Source organism: Neisseria elongata subsp. elongata (genome assembly GCF_900113545.1).
Classification (GTDB): Bacteria; Pseudomonadota; Gammaproteobacteria; order Burkholderiales; family Neisseriaceae; genus Neisseria; species Neisseria elongata.
In genome coordinates, this window is the sequence record NZ_FOPS01000001.1 from 74,493 (window position 1) to 90,814 (window position 16,322).

Annotated in this window: 18 protein-coding genes; 10 read left to right on the plus strand and 8 right to left on the minus strand. The window is 53.4% G+C overall.

All coding sequences use genetic code 11. From position 1 onward, the window contains the following. Positions 1 to 53 precede the first annotated feature (53 nt). From BM261_RS00425 to accD, 9 genes are all read left to right on the plus strand, one after another. Complete coding sequence (locus BM261_RS00425; RefSeq protein ID WP_074894139.1) at positions 54 to 473, plus strand: hypothetical protein; 420 nt, start codon at positions 54 to 56, stop codon at positions 471 to 473. 11 nt (positions 474 to 484) lie between these two features. Next, positions 485 to 964 (plus strand): hypothetical protein, encoded by a 480-nt coding sequence (locus tag BM261_RS00430; RefSeq protein WP_074894141.1) that lies wholly within the window; start codon positions 485 to 487, stop codon positions 962 to 964. Positions 965 to 971: 7 nt separating this feature from the next. Beyond that, positions 972 to 1,172 carry a hypothetical protein gene (locus BM261_RS00435; protein ID WP_240317889.1) on the plus strand — a complete coding sequence of 67 codons (201 nt, stop codon included), beginning with the start codon at positions 972 to 974 and terminating at the stop codon, positions 1,170 to 1,172. A 41-nt stretch (positions 1,173 to 1,213) separates the two neighbouring features. Further along, positions 1,214 to 1,636 (plus strand): hypothetical protein, encoded by a 423-nt coding sequence (locus BM261_RS12795; RefSeq protein ID WP_240317890.1) that lies wholly within the window; start codon positions 1,214 to 1,216, stop codon positions 1,634 to 1,636. A gap of 130 nt (positions 1,637 to 1,766) precedes the next feature. Next, the gene (locus tag BM261_RS12800) at positions 1,767 to 2,225 is read left to right on the plus strand and encodes a hypothetical protein (protein ID WP_240317891.1); all 459 of its coding nucleotides are present in this window, start codon (positions 1,767 to 1,769) and stop codon (positions 2,223 to 2,225) included. A 92-nt stretch (positions 2,226 to 2,317) separates the two neighbouring features. After that, positions 2,318 to 2,779, plus strand: coding sequence for a hypothetical protein (locus BM261_RS12805; protein ID WP_240317892.1), 462 nt, complete (start codon positions 2,318 to 2,320; stop codon positions 2,777 to 2,779). A 70-nt stretch (positions 2,780 to 2,849) separates the two neighbouring features. Further along, a complete protein-coding gene (gene trpA, locus BM261_RS00455) occupies positions 2,850 to 3,641 on the plus strand; it encodes a tryptophan synthase subunit alpha (RefSeq protein ID WP_074894143.1) in 792 nt (263 codons plus the stop codon). Positions 3,642 to 3,675: 34 nt separating this feature from the next. Then, the gene (locus BM261_RS00460) at positions 3,676 to 3,909 is read left to right on the plus strand and encodes a colicin immunity protein (RefSeq protein ID WP_074894145.1); all 234 of its coding nucleotides are present in this window, start codon (positions 3,676 to 3,678) and stop codon (positions 3,907 to 3,909) included. 179 nt (positions 3,910 to 4,088) lie between these two features. After that, the gene (gene accD / locus BM261_RS00465) at positions 4,089 to 4,958 is read left to right on the plus strand and encodes an acetyl-CoA carboxylase, carboxyltransferase subunit beta (RefSeq protein WP_074894147.1); all 870 of its coding nucleotides are present in this window, start codon (positions 4,089 to 4,091) and stop codon (positions 4,956 to 4,958) included. A 313-nt stretch (positions 4,959 to 5,271) separates the two neighbouring features. Here the strand turns inward: accD and BM261_RS00470 are convergent, their stop codons facing one another. From BM261_RS00470 to BM261_RS00505, 8 genes are all read right to left on the minus strand, one after another. Then, on the minus strand, positions 5,272 to 6,981 hold the full coding sequence (locus BM261_RS00470) for a proline--tRNA ligase (RefSeq protein ID WP_074894149.1): 1,710 nt from the start codon (positions 6,979 to 6,981) through the stop codon (positions 5,272 to 5,274). Positions 6,982 to 7,111: 130 nt separating this feature from the next. Beyond that, entirely contained in the window at positions 7,112 to 8,410 is a 1,299-nt protein-coding gene (gene tyrS / locus BM261_RS00475; protein WP_074894151.1) for a tyrosine--tRNA ligase, read from the minus strand. A 91-nt stretch (positions 8,411 to 8,501) separates the two neighbouring features. Continuing rightward, a complete protein-coding gene (locus BM261_RS00480; RefSeq protein WP_074894153.1) occupies positions 8,502 to 9,119 on the minus strand; it encodes a hypothetical protein in 618 nt (205 codons plus the stop codon). A gap of 88 nt (positions 9,120 to 9,207) precedes the next feature. Beyond that, positions 9,208 to 10,299, minus strand: a complete 1,092-nt coding sequence (gene ychF / locus BM261_RS00485) for a redox-regulated ATPase YchF (protein ID WP_074894626.1) — start codon at positions 10,297 to 10,299, stop codon at positions 9,208 to 9,210. 81 nt (positions 10,300 to 10,380) lie between these two features. Then, a complete protein-coding gene (locus tag BM261_RS00490; protein ID WP_074894155.1) occupies positions 10,381 to 10,902 on the minus strand; it encodes a hypothetical protein in 522 nt (173 codons plus the stop codon). Positions 10,903 to 11,149: 247 nt separating this feature from the next. Further along, positions 11,150 to 12,826, minus strand: coding sequence for an energy-dependent translational throttle protein EttA (ettA, locus tag BM261_RS00495; RefSeq protein ID WP_074894157.1), 1,677 nt, complete (start codon positions 12,824 to 12,826; stop codon positions 11,150 to 11,152). Between the two features lie 278 nt (positions 12,827 to 13,104). Next, positions 13,105 to 13,986, minus strand: coding sequence for a carboxylating nicotinate-nucleotide diphosphorylase (gene nadC / locus BM261_RS00500; protein WP_074894159.1), 882 nt, complete (start codon positions 13,984 to 13,986; stop codon positions 13,105 to 13,107). Between the two features lie 75 nt (positions 13,987 to 14,061). Next, positions 14,062 to 15,000 carry an NUDIX hydrolase gene (locus BM261_RS00505; RefSeq protein ID WP_074894161.1) on the minus strand — a complete coding sequence of 313 codons (939 nt, stop codon included), beginning with the start codon at positions 14,998 to 15,000 and terminating at the stop codon, positions 14,062 to 14,064. 201 nt (positions 15,001 to 15,201) lie between these two features. On the opposite strand from BM261_RS00505, the gene nadA reads away from it, so the two are divergent. After that, positions 15,202 to 16,314, plus strand: coding sequence for a quinolinate synthase NadA (gene nadA, locus BM261_RS00510; RefSeq protein WP_074894628.1), 1,113 nt, complete (start codon positions 15,202 to 15,204; stop codon positions 16,312 to 16,314). The last annotated feature ends 8 nt before the right edge of the window (positions 16,315 to 16,322 follow it).

Sequence of the window (16,322 nt, forward strand, 5' to 3'; positions counted from 1 at the left end):
TGCAGGCTGCTTTTTCAGACGGCCTGAAATAGGGTTTTGACGGAGGGTGAAATATGGCGAAATCTCGTAGTGTTCAGGAACAGAACCGTTTGCAGAAAGAAGCCGTGCTGAATGAAGCGTGTTATTGGCGCGAACATCCGCAAAAAATCCCACCGCTGGTGCAAACGCTGATAGCGCAGAAAAATATCGATTTGCAGACTTGTATTTTCCATGATTTGTACGATAGCGAAAGCATGGGCGGGAATTGGATTTCCGGCGTGGTCATGACAGCCGATTACCGCGTGTTTGATTTTGAAATAGAATACGATGATTTCGCCGCCAAGCGTTTTGTTTCCCTGCGTTGGAGCGATGTTACCGCGCAAACGAATTTCAGCGCGCGCAACAAAGGCTTCGGCAAGGGCAAAGGCTGTTTGATGAAGGAAGTGCTACAAGAATTGAACGGCCTGCCGCCAAGCGGACGGCAGGCCGTCTGAAAGGGCAAAACATGGATTTCAACCAAACCGCAAGAGATACCCTGACGCAAGTCCAGTCCGAGCTGGCGCAAGGCAAAGCCGAAATTTCGTGGGCAGTTTACGAACCGATTGCTGATCTTGACGCCTATCGGAAGTGGATAAAAAAACAATTCGGCTGGCAAGCCTATTTTATGGCGGTAATGAAGGCGTTGCTGCTGGCCTTTATTTCCGTGGCTTTGGGTTTGAATGCTTTGGGAAATATTGGCGGTGTCATCGCGCTGGTTGCAGCGGCTGCCGTCGGGATATGGTTGATGTGGCAAAACGGCAAAGAGCGGGCAAAAGCGGAAAAGATATTAAATAGGGAATACTTTGAATACCGCATATGCGCGAATTTTAAAAAGCGGTATTTCTTGGCCATTTTTGAGGGCAAAGTAAACAAACGTGTGAAATTCCATGATAAGAACGATTGGACGCTGCCTTGCCCTTGCCGCCGCGCTCCAGAATGCGCCTGACTTTGTATTGCTGGAACAAGTTTTCGCGCCCGAAGCCGATATTTTCTGTTTCGCATTCCTGCCCGTGCAGAAACCCTTCCGCCTCAAATGCGATTTGGTTTACGGGCAGATTATCAGCAGCAGCGAACATTGGACAGCTGCCGAAACTGCGGCATTGGAAGCGGCGGTAAACCGTATCGCAGAAAAAATGTTTCAGACGGCTAGATGATAAAAGGCCGTCTGAAAAGCTTTTTTTGGAAAGGTGAGTGAATGAAAAAGATTTTATTATTTGCGGCGGCCGCATCCATATCTGCCGCGTCTGCCGCCGGCCTGTCTTTTCAGGATTTGAAAAAACTGGAAACAGTAGACGGCTATACGGCTTACGGTATGCAGTCCGAACTCACGCAGGAAGCCTATATTTTGGTGGACGGCGGAGAAAAAGACGGACAAATCGCCTCCATCAATCTAAACAGCGTATTGGGCGGAGAAGCGGGATTTGCCATAGTGAAGGGCAAGACGCTGGCGGAATATGCGGATAACAGCGATCGGGCAGAGTTTTATCAAACCCAATGCGCCGATAAAACCGTCCGCAGAATGAATGCGCCCAATCAAGCATTGGGTGCACCCATCCCCTTTGCCAAGCTCAATGGTGTCGGCAAAGTGGCGGCCGATTATTCGTGTTTGGGAAAATAGGCTGAAAAAGCCTGAAAAACCAAAACGGGATTTTTTATTTTGTTAAAATCCGATTTTCAGACGGCCTGTTTCCTGACGGGAATGCAGGCCGTCTGAAAACAAACATACTTTCAAAGCAGAAAAGGCAAATATGAACAAATTTTTAATATGCACCCTGCTGTGCGCACTGGCTCCCGCTGCGTTTGCCGCAGAACCCTCTTTTCAAAATTTGAAAAAGCTCGACACCGTAGACGGCTATACAACTTACGGTGCGGAATCTAAGAGTGGGGATGAATTCTATATTTTTGTGGACGGCGGTAAAAAAGACGGCCAAATCGCTTCCATCAATCTAGTGAGTGTGTTTGGCGGCTATCCCGGATTTGCCGTAGTGCAGGGTAAAACTTTGGCAGATTATTTCGGTAACCGAGATAAAGCAGAGGTTTATCACAGCCAGTGCGCCGATAAAACCGTCCGCAAATTGGATACCGCCAATAAAGTATTGGGCGAAGCCGTTCCGATTGCCAAGCTCAACGGTGTCGGCAAAATGGCTGCCCATATTTCGTGTATGGCTGAAGAAAGCTATAAGAAAAATCAAGAAAACAAAAAATAAGATTATTTGTTTTGTTAAAATTCCGTTTTCAGACGGCCTCTGCCAAACCGGCCGTCTGAAAATAAAGATATTGAAAACCGCAAGGAAAAAAAATGAAAAAAACACTGATGTATACCCTGTTGTTGGCACTGACCCCGGCTGCATTTGCCGCAGAGCCTGCATTTAAAGACATGAAAGAACTGGAAGCAGTAAACGGCTATATGCTGTACGGCTCGGATTACGATGATTTGGACAAAGCCTACATCTTCGTAGACGGTGGCAAAAAAGACAAAAAAATCGCTTCTATCAGCATGGCGGCCACTTATCAAACCGGTGCGGGTTTTGCCGTAACCCCTGCAAAAACATTGGGCGAATATTTGAAAAATGCTGACAAGGCCGAGTTTTATCAAACCCAATGCGCCGAGCAGACCGTACGGAAAATGGATCTGAAAAAGAAAGTAATCGGCGAACCTGTTCCATTCTCCAAACTCAACGGCGTAACCAAAGCGGCGGCAGGCGTATCTTGCCTGGTGGAAGCCGGTCAGAAAGAGGCTATGGAAAACGCCAAAAAATAAACATTCAGACGGCCTGTTTCCAAAGGAATGCAGGCCGTCTGAAAACCGACCAACTCCAAAAGAGTAAAACATGAGCAGAATCACCACCGCCTTTCAAAAACTCAACGGCAGAAAAGCCCTGATTCCCTACATCACCGCCGGCGATCCGAACCTTGAAACCACATTGGAAACCATGCACGAAATGGCCGCCAACGGCGCGGACATCATCGAACTGGGCATCCCGTTTTCCGACCCGATGGCCGACGGCCCCGTTATCCAGCGCGCTGCCGAACGCGCCCTGGCAAACGGCGTCAGCCTGAAAAACGTATTGGAAACCGTGCGCCGTTTCCGCGAACGCGACGACGACACCCCCGTCGTCCTGATGGGCTACCTGAATCCGATACACAAAATGGGCAATGCAGAGTTTGCGCGTGCCGCCGCCGAGGCGGGCGTGGACGGCGTGCTCACCGTGGACAATCCCGTTGAAACCATTTCCCCGCTGCAACAAGAACTGCAGAAACACGGCTTGGATGCCATCTTCCTCGTCGCCCCGACCACCAGCGAAGAGCGGATGGCCGAAATCGGCAGGCTCGCCAGCGGCTTTGTCTATTATGTGTCGCTCAAAGGCGTAACCGGTTCCGCACAGCTGAATACCGATGAAGTAGCAGCCAAAATCGCCGTCCTGCGACGCCACATCAGCCTGCCGATAGGCGTGGGCTTCGGTATTTCCGATGCCGAAAGCGCGCGTAAAATCGGCGCGGTAGCCGATGCCGTCATCGTCGGCAGCCGCATCGTGAAAGAAATCGAAAACAACGCCGGAAGCGAAGCAAAAGCCGTCGGCGCACTGGTAAAAAGCCTGAAACAGGCGGTTGAGGCCGTCTGAAAGGGCAGGGCGGCACAGTTCGGAAACATGAAACATGACGCACGATGAATTGATGGATTTGGCCGAACGCATCCTGACGGAAGAAGACGATGAAGTCCTGAGCGGTTTGATGGAACAATTCGACCGCAACGTTCCCCATCCCGAAGGCAGCAGCCTGTTTTTCTACCCCGAAGGCTGGAACGCCCGCAACGGCGGTTTGGCCGGCTACGCGCCGACTGCGGAAGAGGTGGTCGATACCTGTTTGGCCTACCGTCCGATTTGCCTGTAAACGGCACCGCCCATGCCGAAAAAACTGCCGTTTCATCGGCGCAAAACTTGCCTAAACAGCCGCCATTGGCTACCATGTGCGGCTTGAATTCTCCTCCGGCCCGCATTGCGGCGGGCCGTATTCCGAATCATCTAAACTTTCAGCCGGATATCGAGGCCGTCTGAAAAACGGAGCAAACCATGAGTTGGTTAGACAAAATCCTCCCGCCGAAAATCAAACGCGAAGGCAAAGGCGAGTCCGCCGTGCCCGAAGGCCTGTGGCACAAATGCCCGGCCTGTTCCGCCACGGTTTACGCCACCGAGTTGCAGCAAAACGCAAAAGTCTGCCCGAAGTGCAACCACCACAACGCCATGTCGGCGCGCGAACGGCTTGATCTGCTGCTCGACGAAGAAGGCCGCGAGGAAATCGGCGACAATGTGAAGCCGACCGACATCCTGAAGTTCAAAGACAGCAAAAAATACCCCGAACGTCTGACCGCCGCGAAAAAAGCCACCGGCGAAGACGACGCGCTGGTGGTGATGAAGGGAAAAATGAACGGCCTGCCGGTCGTCATTGCCGCATTTGAATTCCGCTTCATCGGCGGTTCGATGGGTTCCGTAGTGGGCGAACGCTTCGTCAAAGGCGTGCGCCGTGCAGTGGCCGACAACTGCACCTTTATCTGCGTGGCCGCATCGGGCGGTGCGCGGATGCAGGAAGGCCTGAATTCTTTAATGCAGATGACCAAAACCAGTGCCGCCCTGCACCTGTTGAACGAAAAAGGCCTGCCGTTCATCTCCGTACTCACCGACCCGACCATGGGCGGCGTTTCCGCCAGCTTCGCCTTTTTGGGCGACATCGTGGTGGCCGAACCGAATGCCTTAATCGGCTTTGCCGGCCCGCGCGTGATTGAGCAGACCGTACGCGAAACCCTGCCCGAAGGTTTCCAACGTGCTGAATTCCTGTTGGAAAAAGGCGCAATCGATCAAATTACCGACCGCCGCGAAATGAAAGAACGCTTGAGCGCATTGATTACCCTGCTGCGCCGTGAAGATCCCGTGGTGGCCGCCTAAGCGGCTTGAAACTCAATTAAAAGGCCGTCTAAAAACCTGTTTTCGGTTTTTCAGACGGCCTTTTGGGTATTGGGCAGGCTATTTCAATACTGCCCGCACATTTGCAATGATTTTGCCCATTGCGGTGTATTACATACGCTGTTCGATTGCGGCGGTGTACGTTGTGGAAGGCAAGAACCGTGATGCGCATTGATTACCCTGTTGTGCCGTGAAGAACCTGCGGTTACTGCCTAAGCGGGTTGCAATCCAATTTAAAGGCCGTCTGAAAACCTGTTTTTGGGTTTTCAGACGGCCTTTTTGTCATTTGCCGATATTATTTCAACGCTGCCAGTACTTTCGCGGCGATTTCGTCCGTCGGTACAGTCTGCGCTTCGTTGTCGCGGCGTTCGGCGTATTCGACATTGCCTTCTTTCAAGGCACGGTCGCCGATGACGATGCGGTGCGGGATGCCCAGAAGCTCGGAGTCGTTGAGCAACACGCCTGCACGTTCGTCGCGGTCGTCGAGGAGGACGTCTGCGCCTGCAGCCAGCAGTTCGGCGTAGATTTTGTCGGCGGCTTCGCGCACGGCGTCTGATTTTTTGTAGTTCATCGGCACGATAACGACTTCAAACGGCGCCATCGCTTTGGTCCAGATAATGCCTTTTTCGTCGTTGTTCTGCTCGATGGCGGCGGCAACAACGCGGGTGATGCCGATGCCGTAGCAGCCCATTTCCATGATTTGCGATTTGCCGTTGTTGTCGAGGAAGCTCACGTTCATGGCTTGGGTGTATTTGTCGCGCAACTGGAAGACGTGTCCGACTTCGATACCGCGCGCGAGTTTCAGACGGCCTTGTCCGTCGGGGCTTTCGTCGCCTTCGACGACGTTGCGCAAATCGACAAACTCAGGTTCGGCAGCGTCACGTCCGAAGTTGAAGCCAGTGTAGTGGTAGTCGTCTTCGTTCGCGCCGATAACCCAGTCTGCGCCTTTTTCAGTAGCGAAATCGGCATAGACTTTGCCTGTGAAGCCGACAGGGCCGAGCGAGCCGCCGTTTGCGCCGAACTGCGCACGGATGGCGGCAGGGTCTGCCATGGTCAGCGGCGATTTCACACCTGCGAGTTTTTCGGCTTTGATGTCGTTGAACTCATGGTCACCGCGCAACAGCAATAAGACGATTTCGCCTTCGTTTTCGCCTTCGACCACGATGGATTTCAGTGTTTTTTCAATCGGAATGCTGAGGAAGTCAACCAATGAATCAATGGTTTTGACGTTCGGCGTGTGTACTTTGGTCAACTCTGCCTGAGCAGCCGCACGTTCGCCGTTCAGCGGCAAGGTCGGAGCCAGCTCGATATTGGCGGCGTAATCGGAAGTGTCGCTGTATGCAATCACGTCTTCGCCGCTTTCCGCCAACACTTGAAACTCGTGCGAACCGGTACCGCCGATGCTGCCGGTGTCTGCGGCGACGGGACGGAATTCCAAGCCCAAACGGGTGAAGATGCGGCAGTAAGCGTCATACATGGCATCATAGGTCGTCTGAAGCGAGGCGTAGTCGGCATGGAAGGAATAAGCGTCTTTCATGACGAACTCGCGCGCGCGCATGACGCCGAAGCGCGGGCGCACTTCGTCGCGGAATTTGGTTTGGATGTGGTAAAAGTTTTTCGGCAGCTGTTTGTAGCTGTTGATTTCTTTGCGCACGATGTCGGCGATGACTTCCTCACAGGTCGGGCCCATGCAGAAATCGCGGTCATGACGGTCTTTCAGGCGCAGCAGTTCTTTACCGTAAAATTCCCAGCGGCCGGATTCCTGCCACAGCTCGGCAGGCTGCACCACCGGCATCAACAACTCCACGCTGCTCGCGCGCGCCATTTCTTCGCGCACGACGTTTTCGACTTTGCGCAACACGCGCAGCCCCATCGGCATCCAAGTATAAAGGCCGGACGCGTTGGCTTTAATCAGACCGGCGCGAATCATCAGCTTGTGGCTGGCAAGCGCGGCCTCGGCAGGGGCTTCTTTCAGGGTGGAAATGAAAAATTGGCTGGCTTTCATAATGTTAAATCTTGTCAAATTGAGGGCAGGCGGATTTTACCGCGAAACGGCCGGAAGGGTATGTTTTTCTTGCCGGCTGCAAATGAGGCCGTCTGAAATAATGTTTTTCAGACGGCCTCCGGCATCGGGTTTATTGCCAAACCAAGAGCGCGTGGTTGCGTTTACCGCGCCGTACGATGGTGTATTTGCCGAAACGTTTGTGCGCGTCGGTCAGCAGATAGGCATCGTCGGGGCGTTCGGCGGCGTGGTTCGGATTGTTCAGTTCGGCGGCTTGTCCGTTGAGCAATACCGCTTTGCTGTTCACAAAACCGCGCGCTTCTTTGTTGGAAGACGCCAAACCGGTTTTCACCAAAGTCTCCACCACGTTGAGGCTCTCGGAAACTTCAAAAGTCGGCAGGCCGTCAAGGGCCAGCTGCTCAAAGTCGCTTTCGGTCAGGCTGCTTTGGTCTTCGGCAAACAGGCTTTCGGAAATGCGCTGCGCGGCTTGCAGGGCGGCTTCGCCGTGAATCAGGCGGGTCATTTCTTCGGCGAGGATGCGTTGCGCTTCGGGCTTGGTGCCGCTGGCTTGGTCTTTCGCTTCGATGGCGTCGATTTCTTCGGTAGACAGGAAGGTGAAGTATTTTAGGAATTTATACACATCGGCATCGGCGACTTTCAGCCAGAATTGGTAGAACTGATACGGAGAGGTTTTCTTCGCGTTCAACCATACTGCGCCGCCTTCGGTTTTGCCGAATTTGGTGCCGTCGGATTTGGTGACTAGCGGCAGGGTCAGGCCGAATACTTGTTTTTGATTCAGACGACGGGTCAAGTCGATACCGGCGGTGATGTTGCCCCATTGGTCGGAGCCGCCGATTTCCAAAACCGCGCCGTGGCGTTTGTTCAATTCGGCAAAGTCGTAGCCCTGTAGCAGTGAATAGGCGAACTCGGTGAAGGAAATGCCGACATCGTCGCGCTCGATACGCTGTTTGACGGATTCCTTGTTCAGCATGGCGTTGACGGAGAAATGCTTGCCGATGTCGCGCAGGAAGTCGAGGCAGTTCATGCTGCCAAACCAGTCGGCGTTGTTCGCCATAATGGCGGCGTTTTCGCCTTCAAAGCTCAAAAACGGTTTCAGTTGGTTGCGGATGCTTTCTACCCAGCCGGCAACGGTTTCGGCGGAATTCAAGCTGCGCTCCACCGCTTTGAAGCTGGGGTCACCGATCATGCCGGTCGCGCCGCCCACCAAAGCAATCGGCGTATGTCCCGCCTGTTGGAAACGGCGCAATGCCAATACGGGCAGCAAGTGGCCGATATGCAGGCTGTCGGCGGTCGGATCGAAACCGCAGTAGAGGGCGATTTTTTGTTCATTTAACAAAGCGTCTAAGGCTTCGATGTCGGTAGTTTGCGCGATAAGGCCGCGCGATTGTAGGTCTTGGATAACTGATTTCATTGAAACTTCCGTTGATTAAAATAGGCTAAATATTGATTTAGCAATTTCATGAATTTAATTATTTCTAAATTTTTGATCTTTTGAACATTATTTATACGGTCAAGTTATGTTTTTTGTATAATTTAGCTACGGTCCATTTGTGAAAAATTGTTTCTATGTAATGAAGCTCAGTTAATGCTTGGAATCTTAAAAATCTTATTTTTATTTTGTCAGCTATTTTAGCAGCTTCTTCTAAATGTTTCGGATAGTTAGCAGGAAAATGCTCTCCTGATGGATAAAAACTTTCAGCTTTCTTATTGAAATACCATGCTGATTTTCCATTATCGTCATTGTATCTAGGCTCCCATTCCGGAACTTGTATGTAGCTTCTTAGGTTGATATATTCATTTATAATTTCTTTTAGTTCGGTATTGAAATAGCATGAAATATGACTGAAAAAGCGTGTGCATTGTTTTTTCTCGCTAATATCATTACTTAAAATATCTATATCTACAAAAAATTCACTAGAAACACAACGATGGGAATAAATACTTGAATCTAAGTATAAAATCCTATTTTCTCCAATTCGTTCAATTATTTTCCTAGCATTTTGAATATCTTGTTGAAGTTTGCTTTCAAATACTGGGCGAAGAACCGCAAATAATCCTGCTGACGAACCAATAAAATAAAATATATTTTTTACAATATCTATAAGATTGATATTAGACATTTTCCCTAAACTTTGAAGGAAGGTAGGCTAAGAAAAGCTTAGCCTACCAAATTTGATTTGCATTCTTTATGCTTTCAGACGACCTTACTTACACGTTGAACAAAAAGTGCATCACATCCCCGTCCTGCACCACATATTCCTTGCCTTCTACGCGCATTTTGCCGGCTTCTTTGGCTTTGGCTTCGCCGCCAAGCGACACGAAATCGTCGTAGGAAATGACTTGGGCGCGGATGAAGCCGCGTTCGAAGTCGGTGTGGATGACGCCGGCGGCTTGCGGGGCAGTGTCGCCTTTGTGAATGGTCCAGGCGCGGACTTCTTTGACGCCGGCGGTGAAGTAGGTTTGCAGGCCCAAGAGGTCGTAGCCGGCGCGAATCAGGCGGTTCAAGCCGGGTTCTTCCAAGCCCATTTCAGCGAGGAATTCGGCTTTTTCGTCTTCTTCCAATTCGGCGATTTCGCTCTCCATCGCGGCGCAAACGGCAACGACGGGGGCGTTTTCTTTTTCAGCCAATTCTTTCAGGCGGTCGAGATGCGGATTGTTTTCAAAACCGTCTTCGGCAACGTTACCCACATACATGGCGGGTTTGGCGGTCAGCAGGAACAGCGGCTTGAGCATGGCGAGTTCTTCTGCGTCCAAACCGAAGGAGCGGACGGGTTTGCCTTCGTCCAGATGCGGCAGCAGTTTTTTGCACAGTTCGACCAGTTTTTGCGCGTCTTTGTCGCCTGAGCGGGCGCGTTTCTCTTCGCGGACGATGGCTTTTTCGACGCTGGCGAGGTCGGCAAGCGCTAGTTCGGTGCCGATGGTTTCGATGTCGGCGATCGGATCGACTTTGCCTGCTACATGGACGATGTTGTCGTCGTCAAAGCAGCGCACAACGTTCACGATGGCGTCGGTTTCGCGGATGTTGGCGAGGAACTGGTTGCCCAAGCCTTCGCCTTTACTTGCACCTGCAACCAAACCGGCAATGTCGACGAACTCGACGATGGCAGGCTGCATTTTTTGCGGATTGACGATTTTCGCCAGCTCCGCCATGCGCGGATCGGGTACTTCGACGATGCCGACGTTGGGTTCGATGGTGCAGAAGGGATAGTTCGCCGCTTCGATGCCCGATTGGGTCAGCGCGTTAAAGAGGGTGGATTTGCCGACGTTGGGCAGGCCGACGATGCCGCATTTCAAGCTCATGGTTTTTCCTGAATTCAGTAAAGAAAATTTAACGCGCGATTGTAGCATAAACCGTGCGTTTCAGGCCGTCTGAAAGACGGGTTACCACCAATGCAGGGCGGTACGCTTGGTTTGCATGTCGATTTGAAACCGGCGCGATTTGTCGTTCCATTTCAACGGTCGGCTGCATTTTTCGTAGCCGTCCCGTTTTTCGCTTTCGGGCGTTTGGCCGCAGTATGTACCCACCATGCCGAGGTAAAGTTTCGCCTGTTTGCCGACATAATCGATTTTTGCACCGAACGCGCTGTAATAAAATGCTTTTTCGGCTTTTCCATCCGCACGGCCGAGAAAAACGGTAACGCCGCCGCCGTTGCGGTTGCCGAACATTCCCACCGAACCGCTCGCGCCGTAGCATTGCAGTTCGCTATCGTCGAGGACATAGTCGGTGATGCCGTCGCCGTTGAGGTCGGCCCGTTCGACAGCCTGTTGGAAACCGTGCGGCCGGCCGCCCAAAAGGCGGCAGAAGCGGGCCAGTTCCTGCAATTCGCTGTCTACGGAGGCGGGGAGTTTTGCGCCGTAAACGGGTTGCATCAGGATTGCGCCGATGAGGAGGAGTTTTTTCATGGTGATACTCTGTGTGTGGGGAGGTTCTTTGCAAGCCGTCTGAAAACGGCGGCATTATAACGGCATGTATGCGGTATGGTTTTGCTTTATGTCAGAAGCGGGCAGGGGGCTTGGGCATATGCTTTTTTCAGACGGCCTCTTGGTCTGTTTGCCGCCCTGCCGTTTATTTCTTTTCTCTGCTTGATAAGAGGCCGTCTGAAAAACCTGTTTTGCTTTTCAGACGGCCTTTCATCACTAAAGGAAAGAATCAACGCGTTACCGGCTTATATTTAATCCGTTTCGGTTTCGCGCCCTCTTCACCCAAACGGCGTTTCTTGTCGGCTTCGTATTCCTGATAGTTGCCGTCAAAGAACACCCATTTAGAGTCGCCTTCACAAGCCAAGATATGCGTAGCAATGCGGTCGAGGAACCAGCGATCGTGCGAAATCACCATCACGCTGCCAGCGAATTCCAGCAATGCGTCTTCCAGCGCGCGCAGGGTTTCCACGTCGAGGTCGTTGGACGGCTCGTCCAGCAGCAACACATTGCCGCCGCTCAACAAGGTTTTCGCCAAGTGCAAACGTCCGCGTTCGCCGCCAGAGAGCTGCCCCGCAATTTTGCTTTGGTCGCTACCTTTAAAGTTGAAGCGTCCCAAATATTGGCGGGCGGGAATTTCAAACTGTCCGACCTGCAAAATGTCGCGGCCTTCGGCAATGTTGTCAAACACGGTTTTGTCGTTTTGCAAACCTTCGCGGCTTTGGTCGATCAGGCTCATTTTCACGGTTTGCCCGATTTTCACTTCACCGGAATCAGGCTGCTCTTTGCCCGAAATCATTTTAAACAGCGTCGATTTACCCGCGCCGTTCGGACCGATGATGCCGACAATCGCACCCGCAGGTACTTTGAAGCTCAAATCGTCAATCAGCACTTTGTCGTCGAACGATTTGGAAACGTTCACAAATTCAATCACTTCGTTACCCAAACGCTCGGCAACGGGAATAAAGATTTCCTGCGTTTCATTGCGTTTTTGGTATTCGTAGTTGCTCATTTCTTCAAAACGCGCCAAACGTGCTTTGGACTTGGCTTGGCGGCCTTTAGCATTTTGGCGCACCCATTCCAATTCCTGCTTCATCGCTTTCACGCGCGCGGCTTCGGATTTCGCCTCGTTTTCCAAGCGTTTTTCCTTTTGCTCCAACCAAGACGAGTAATTGCCTTTCCACGGAATACCGTGTCCGCGGTCGAGTTCCAAAATCCATTCGGCGGCGTTGTCCAAGAAGTAGCGGTCGTGCGTTACTGCAACGACTGTGCCGGGGAAGCGCACGAGGAATTGCTCCAGCCATTCCACCGATTCCGCGTCCAAGTGGTTGGTCGGCTCGTCCAGCAGCAGCATGTCGGGCTTGCTCAACAAGAGTTTGCACAAGGCAACGCGGCGTTTTTCACCGCCGGACAGATGGCCGATTTTGGCATCCCATTCCGGCAGGCGCAGCGCATCGGCGGCGATTTCCAATTCGTGTTCCGCACCGCCGCCCGTGGACGAACCCGCCGCGATAATCGCTTCCAAACGGCCCTGCTCTTCCGCCAGCGCGTCAAAATCCGCATCAGGATTGGCGTACTCGGCATACACTTCTTCCAAACGTTTCTGCGCCGCGGCCACTTCGCCCAAACCGCTTTCCACTTCCTCGCGCACGGTTTTCTCAGGATCAAGCTCCGGCTCTTGCGGAAGATAGCCGATTTTGATGCCGCCCATCGGCACGGCTTCGCCCTCAAATTCTTTATCCACGCCCGCCATAATCCGCAGCACGGTGGATTTGCCCGCGCCGTTCAAACCGAGCAGGCCGATTTTCGCGCCGGGGAAGAAGGAAAGGGAAATATCTTTAATGATGGTTTTCTGCGGCGGCACAACCTTGCTTACGCGCAGCATGGAATAGACGTATTGTTGGGACATGGTTTTCTCAATTCGGTCAAACAAATTTCAGACGGCCCATTTTAACCGATTGCTCCGATTGTTGCTTGCACGGATGATGTTTTGAGAAAAAATAGATGAAGATAAATCGGAATTAGCTGATTTAAGCCGATGTTCGGGTTATTTTGAATTGCGGCGGACACTAATTGGAGCCCGACATTTGAAATTCGGATTTGAGGCCGTCTGAAAACAGGTTTCAGACGGCCTCCTTTTCTATTTTTCTATTTTTGGGGAAATTGGATATCGATGTGTAATTGAACTTACGCCACGAAATCCAAACCTATGTCCAACGAGCGGCTGCTGTGGGTCAGATAGCCGAGGGCGATGCCGTCCACGCCGGTTTGCGCTACGCACTTTAGGCGGTCGAAGCCGATGCCGCCCGATGCTTCGCAATAGATGATGTGGGGGTGGGCGGTTTGCGTGTGGCAGCGGTTTGCCGCTTCTTCCAGGGTTTCGTCGTCCATGTTGTCCAGCAAAATCCGTTCTGCGCCTGCTGCGATGGCTTCGTCCAGTTGTGCCAACGTGTCCACTTCGATTTCCACGCAGGTCAACGGTCCGACCGCCTGTTTTGCCTGCCGCACGGCTTGGGCGATGCTGCCGCAATAGGCGAGGTGGTTGTCTTTGATGAGTACGGCGTCGTCCAAACCCATGCGGTGGTTCACGCCGCCGCCTGCCCTGACGGCGTATTTTTGCAGGACGCGCAGCAGGGGGATGGTTTTGCGGCTGCACACGATGTCTGTACCGTATTCGGCGACTTCGGCAACGGCACGCGCGGTGGCGGTGGCAATGCCGCTCAAGTGCGTGAGGTAGTTGAGCGCGGTGCGTTCGGCGGCGAGCAGCGCGCGGGCGTTGCCTTCGACGGCGGCAAGCGTCTGACCTGCGCGGACGGCTTGCCCGTCGTGGATTTCGGCTTGGAAGCGGACGGACGGATCCATCGTCTGAAAGGCGAGGCGCGCCAAGTCCATGCCGGCGATGACGCCGTTTTCGCGGCTGATGAGGAAGAGTTTGGCGGTTTTGTCGGGCGCGATGACGGCGGCGGACGTAATGTCGCCGCGCCTGCCCAAATCTTCGCTCAAGGCTTGTTCCACCATGGGGCGCAACAGGGTGTCGGGTAGGGGGAAGAGGGTGTTTTCAGACGACATGGGGTTTCCTTTGTTGAAAAAGATTGATGTTGCACCGATGGGGCAAAACTTCATTTGAGGTCGTCTGAAAACGGGTTAACGGCTGCCCAGCGGCAGTCCGATGTCCGAAATCAGCCTGTCGGGCAGGACGTCGTCGCGGAAGCGGTAAAGCTGCGCAGGACGGCCTTTGCTGCCCGATACGCCGGTATCCGACGGCTCGATGAGGTTTTGCTGCTGAATCTGGCGGCGGAAGTTTTGTTTGTGCAGCAATCTGCCGCTGATGGCTTCGATGCTGTTTTGCAGTTGCAGCAGCGTGAATTCGGGCGGCATCAGTTCGAAAATTACGGGACGGTATTTGATTTTGGCGCGCAGGCGGGACAGGGCGGTCGCCAACACGCGGCGGTGGTCGTGGCGCATGGGCTGCCCCGTGAGCGCGAAGTCGAAGTTTGCCTGCGGCTCGGCGGCCTCCGCTATCAGGCCGCTTTCATACAACATTTCATAGCGTTGCAAAACGTATTCTTCCGACCAGTTTTCCGGTTCGACACCCCAGCACAAATGAATGCGCTTGAGCCGCTTTTGGCGTACTTCCTCCGTGTCCGCCGAGTTTGCCCAAATGCGCAGGCGGCTGACGACGGCGTCGCGCTGCCCGCCGTCGGTGCGCAAGTCTTCCCACGGGAAATAGCCGTAGCAGTCCTGCCATTTCGCATCCGGGTGCAGGATACTGTCGGCTGCCTCGCGCACCAGCCCCAAGTAACTGACGTACAAGACGGCCATGCCGTGTTCGTTGCGGCGGTGGGTATCGACAAAGGTGTAAAGCTGTTCCACATAACCCATAGGCTGCGAAGTCTGCTTGGCGACCCACAGCTTCACGCCCGCCTGCAGGGAATTGCGCAGGGGGGAGAGCGGGCCGTTGGGCAGGAGCGTGCCTTGGGCGACGGTCAACACCCGCAGGCCGCCGTCGGTAACGGCAATCAATACGGGAACCAGTTCGACGATGCTTTGCGGCGGGGCTTCGGCTTCGGGGTAGGCGTCCATGCTCGGCTTTCTGCGGGTGGGAAAGGCTTTATTGTAAACCAAAGCGGTTTGTCGGAACGAAGCGGGTCGGTTTTGCGGTATCGCAAACCTGTTTTCAGACGACCTTGCATATTATACTCAAGTTGAGCATAATATAAAAACAGTTTGAAAAACAGACGGCAAACCTTCATGCCGCCTCAAAACCAGCTACAAGGAAACATCATGCAAACCGCCGCCCGCCGCTCGTTCGATTACGATATGCCCCTCATTCAGACGCCGACTTCCGCCTGCCAAATCCGTCAGGCGTGGGCGAAGGTTGCCGACACACCCGACCGCGAGACGGCAGGTCGTCTGAAAGACGAAATCAAGGCTTTGCTGAAGGAGAAAAACGCAGTCTTGGTGGCGCATTATTATGTTGATCCGCTGATTCAGGATTTGGCTTTGGAAACAGGCGGATGCGTGGGCGATTCGTTGGAGATGGCGCGCTTCGGTGCGGAACACGAAGCCGGTACATTGGTGGTGGCGGGCGTGCGCTTCATGGGCGAGAGCGCGAAAATCCTCTGCCCTGAAAAAACGGTGCTGATGCCTGATTTGGAGGCGGAATGTTCTTTGGATTTGGGTTGTCCCGAAGAAGCGTTTTCAGCGTTTTGCGACCAACACCCCGACCGCACGGTGGTGGTGTACGCCAACACTTCCGCCGCCGTGAAAGCGCGTGCCGATTGGGTGGTAACGTCTTCGGTGGCGTTGGAAATCGTGTCGTATTTGAAATCGCGCGGCGAGAAGCTGATTTGGGGGCCCGACCGCCACCTCGGCGACTACATCCGCCGCGAAACGGGCGCGGATATGCTGCTGTGGCAGGGTTCGTGCATCGTCCACAACGAATTCAAAGGGCAGGAGCTGGCGGCCTTGAAGGCGAAGCACCCCGACGCGGCGGTGCTGGTTCACCCCGAATCGCCGCAAAGCGTCATCGAATTAGGCGACGTGGTCGGCTCGACCAGCAAACTGCTGAAGGCCGCCGTATCGCGTCCCGAAAAAAAATTCATCGTGGCGACCGATTTGGGCATCCTGCACGAAATGCAAAAGCAGGCGCCCGACAAAGAATTTATCGCCGCGCCGACGGCGGGCAACGGCGGAAGCTGCAAAAGCTGCGCGTTCTGCCCGTGGATGGCGATGAATTCGCTGGGCGGCATCAAACACGCCCTGACAAGCGGACGCAACGAAATCCTGTTGGACAGAAAGCTGGGCGAAGCCGCCAAACTGCCTTTGCAGCGTATGCTCGACTTCGCGGCAGGGCTGAAGAAAAAAGATGTGTTCAACGGCATGGGCCCCGCCTGATTTGCCGT